The sequence below is a fragment of the Yaniella soli genome, from assembly GCF_054782375.1.
Genome location: NZ_BAAGSP010000064.1, coordinates 1 through 3337, shown reverse-complemented (window position 1 = coordinate 3337; position 3337 = coordinate 1). Strand labels below are relative to the sequence as shown.

Genomic DNA, 3337 nt, shown 5'->3' with positions numbered 1-3337 from the left:
GTTTGAGCACTTCCATCTTCGAAAAGACCTCGACTTTTTTATGCCTTCAACACACCCCGGTCACCAAACCGATCTACACCCAAAATTCCGAAGAGCCATCAAAGTGACGCGGAGCATGTGTCGCCAATGCGTGCAACGCAGTCGTAGTCCGAGCACTGCGGCGTCGCGAACTCGAGATCAAAAACCGCGCACCCCATCCGGCGAAACCAATATCGGGGCGCAACTGAAACTTCAGCGGGCCTTCAGTTTTCTTCAAACCACCCAGGGCGTCCTTCAATATGCCCGGTGCTGCGCGCGGGGTCGAGAGGAACGGCGCGACCCACCCTGCATTCATTGCTGACGCGGAGCCACCTGCTTGCCCCGCGTCAAACACGGTCACGTCATGACCAGCTTCTGCCAGTTCAAAGCCGATTGACAGCCCGATCACTCCCGCACCGACTATGCCGACACTCATGACGCGTCCCTCATGCTGATGCCGCCGGCGCTTGCTGATGGTCGGCCTCGGCTGATTTGCCACGGCGAGATTTTTGAATGTATTGGATGATGACGACCACCACGAGCCCGGCCGCACCGATGCCAGACACTATAAGGTTGGGGATGACCAGCATGATGCCGCTAATGACCAACACCAGCCGTTCGATGAAGCTTGCGTTGGTTACAAAGTATCCGGCAAGTCCGGCGGCTAGCGCGACCATCCCGATCACGACGGTCACGAACGCAGGTATGAGATCCGCTATTGTCCCTTCGAGCAACATAGCGGGTTCAAAGATCAAGACATACGGCACCAAGAACCCGGCTATGGCAATCTTCAAGGCGGTAAATCCAGTCACCATGGGGTTGGCATTGGCCAAACCTGCACCCGCATACGCCGCAAGACAGACCGGTGGCGTGACTTCTGATAACACCCCGAAGAAGAGCACGAAAAAGTGCGCCGCGAGGATCGGTACATCGAAATTATTGTAGAGAATCGGAGCGGCAACCGTAGAGGTCACCACATAGTTGGCCGTCGTTGGCAGCCCCATGCCCATTATGATGCAGGCAACCATGACGAGAAAGAGCACGATGAGGAAGTTGCCACCGGCCAGAGCGATCAGGCCGCTGCCCAATTGCCCGGCCAGACCGGTCGAGGTGACAGTACCGGCCACGACGCCCGCGGTGGCACACGCCGCAATGACGGGAAGTGCCGTACGCGCAGCGTCCACGAGCATTTCGACCATCGCCCGGAAACCCAGTCGCGTCGAGGTTCGGATGAAGCTCAACAGAAATGCACTAATAATCCCGAAAATTGCCGCACGCATTGGGGTAAACCCAACCAGCAACGTTGTCACGATCACGACTAACGGTAACAGCAAGTCAATGCGGGTAATGAGCGACTTCCAGGTTGGCAGTTCTTCAACCGGCAGCCCGCGCAGCATATTCTTCTTAGCGTCAAAGTGCACCGACAGCAACGCACCCAGGAAATACAACAAGGCCGGAATAATGGCGATGACAATAATATCGTTATACGTCACGTCCGGAATATTCTGGGCCATAATAAACGCAGCCGAGCCCATAATCGGTGGCATCAGCTGACCGCCCGTTGAGGCAGTCGCTTCAGTTGCGGCAGCCACGTGCGGTTTGAAACCGGCCTTTTTCATCATGGGAATCGTGAATGAACCCGAGGCCACCGTATTGGCCACTGCCGAGCCGGAAACCATGCCCTGCAGTCCCGACGCAACAACCGCGGCTTTCGCTGGACCGCCGGTATACCGGCCTGCGGCTCGAAACGCGAGGTCATTGAAGAACTGACCGATATTGGTTCTGAGCAGGACCACGGCGAAGAAGAGGAACAGGAAGATAAATTGCGACGACACTTGGATTGGCGTACTGAAAATGCCTGACCCCGAGGACAGGAACATATTCGTCGAGAACGTTTCCCACGACATGCCCGCGTGCGTGAAGATCGGACTGTGGTTCCCAAAAATCGCATACGCAATAGCCACGGCGGCGATTACAATAATGGGGATGCCGACGCACCGACGGGTCCCCTCCAAGATCAGCAGGAGGGCCAGCGTGGCCACGAGGTAGTCGAGGCTGGTATAGCCCAGGACTTGCACCGCGTTGCCGGTGAGTCGTTCGTATTCAAAGTAGACATACACGTTGCAGTACATGGCCGCTGCGGCGAGGAGGGCGTCATACCAGGCGACACCTTTGACCCGTCCAATGAGCACGTTTTTCCAACGACTCTCAGTCGTCTTCAGGTTGAGGAGTGTCCGGCTTGCTGGGTAGAGCAAGAAGATCAACGCTGTGCCACCGGCCAGGTGAAACGCCGAATGTATCCAAGTATTGAACGGGCGTTCCAGGGCCGAATACAGGTGATAGAGCGTGAAGATGATGGAAATGATACCGATGACCCAGGCCCACCAGCCCAGCTCGGTCCGGTAGCGACTTGAGGTGTCATGCTGTCGCAACGCCTGGTCGGCATTTTCCAGGGAATGAGTCGACTCCCCGGTTGTCATCGTCTCGTGTGGAGGCGGGCCAACCAGGGAGTCGAGATCATCTCGACTTTTCGGTCGAATCATGGCAATTCAATGCCTTCTTCTTCGAAGTATCGTTCAGCACCTGGGTGAAGTGGAATATCTCCGATGCCCAGGAGCGCTTCTTCGATGTCAATGAACTGTGCAGCCTCGACGGTAATGTCGTCAGCGTTTTCGAAAGTCGCCTTGGTGATTTCGTAGCCGACGTCTTCGCTGACCTGCGTTGTTGAGGCAATGATCGCCGCGAATACTGCGACGGTCTGGACGTCCTCTTCAAGGAAGTCGTATGCATCCGTGGGAATGTCATAGACGGTTTCGCTGCCACTTCCTTCGACTTCTTGGGCAACATCGTCGTCAAGCGACAACAGTTTCACATCGGTTTGTGCAGATATTTGTGTCAAACCCGCTACAGGTGTCCCGACGACGAACATGGTAGCGTCTATTTGTCCATCAGCTAGCATCTCAGTCGAGGAACCGAAGTCAGTGACCTCAGTTTCGTAGTCGCCTTCTTCGAGTCCATATGACTCAAGAACTTTGTCAGACGTGATGCGGGTACCTGAACCAGCATCTCCGACGGCAATAGTTGCGCCTTCTAAATCAGCGACGGAATCGTAACCCGAGTCTTCACGCACAACGATGTGCAGCGCCTCAGGGTAAAGATTACCGATCCAGCCAAGATTATCGCGATTCTCGCCCTCTAGGCCGGGAAGTTCGCCGTTTACGGCTAGTACTACAGTCGCTTTTATTTTTGGTGGTGTCGGCGGTTTAATCGGACAGTGCTGAAATGTCGTGTTAATTCTGTCGTATGAGTGAGAATATTG

The 3337-nt window shown here is 55.3% G+C and carries 3 protein-coding genes; all 3 read right to left on the bottom strand.

Annotated elements, in window-relative coordinates; all coding sequences use genetic code 11:
- Window positions 1-73 precede the first annotated feature (73 nt).
- Window positions 74-454 (bottom strand): FAD-dependent oxidoreductase, encoded by a 381-nt coding sequence (locus ACYVJT_RS15150; RefSeq protein WP_343955710.1) that lies wholly within the window; start codon window positions 452-454, stop codon window positions 74-76.
- A gap of 10 nt (window positions 455-464) precedes the next feature.
- Window positions 465-2561: a TRAP transporter permease gene (locus tag ACYVJT_RS15145; protein WP_343955709.1), complete on the bottom strand. Its 2097-nt coding sequence runs from the start codon at window positions 2559-2561 to the stop codon at window positions 465-467.
- On the bottom strand, window positions 2558-3337 hold a 780-nt coding region (locus tag ACYVJT_RS15140; protein ID WP_499418547.1), incomplete at its 5' end, for a TAXI family TRAP transporter solute-binding subunit. The genes ACYVJT_RS15145 and ACYVJT_RS15140, both read right to left, overlap by 4 nt.

Excerpts from the sequence above, each read along its gene's own strand:
- ACYVJT_RS15150 (WP_343955710.1), bottom strand. The coding sequence starts at position 454 with ATGAGTGTCGGCATAGTCGGTGCGGGAGTGATCGGGCTGTCAATCGGC.
- ACYVJT_RS15145 (WP_343955709.1), bottom strand. The coding sequence starts at position 2,561 with ATGATTCGACCGAAAAGTCGAGATGATCTCGACTCCCTGGTTGGCCCG.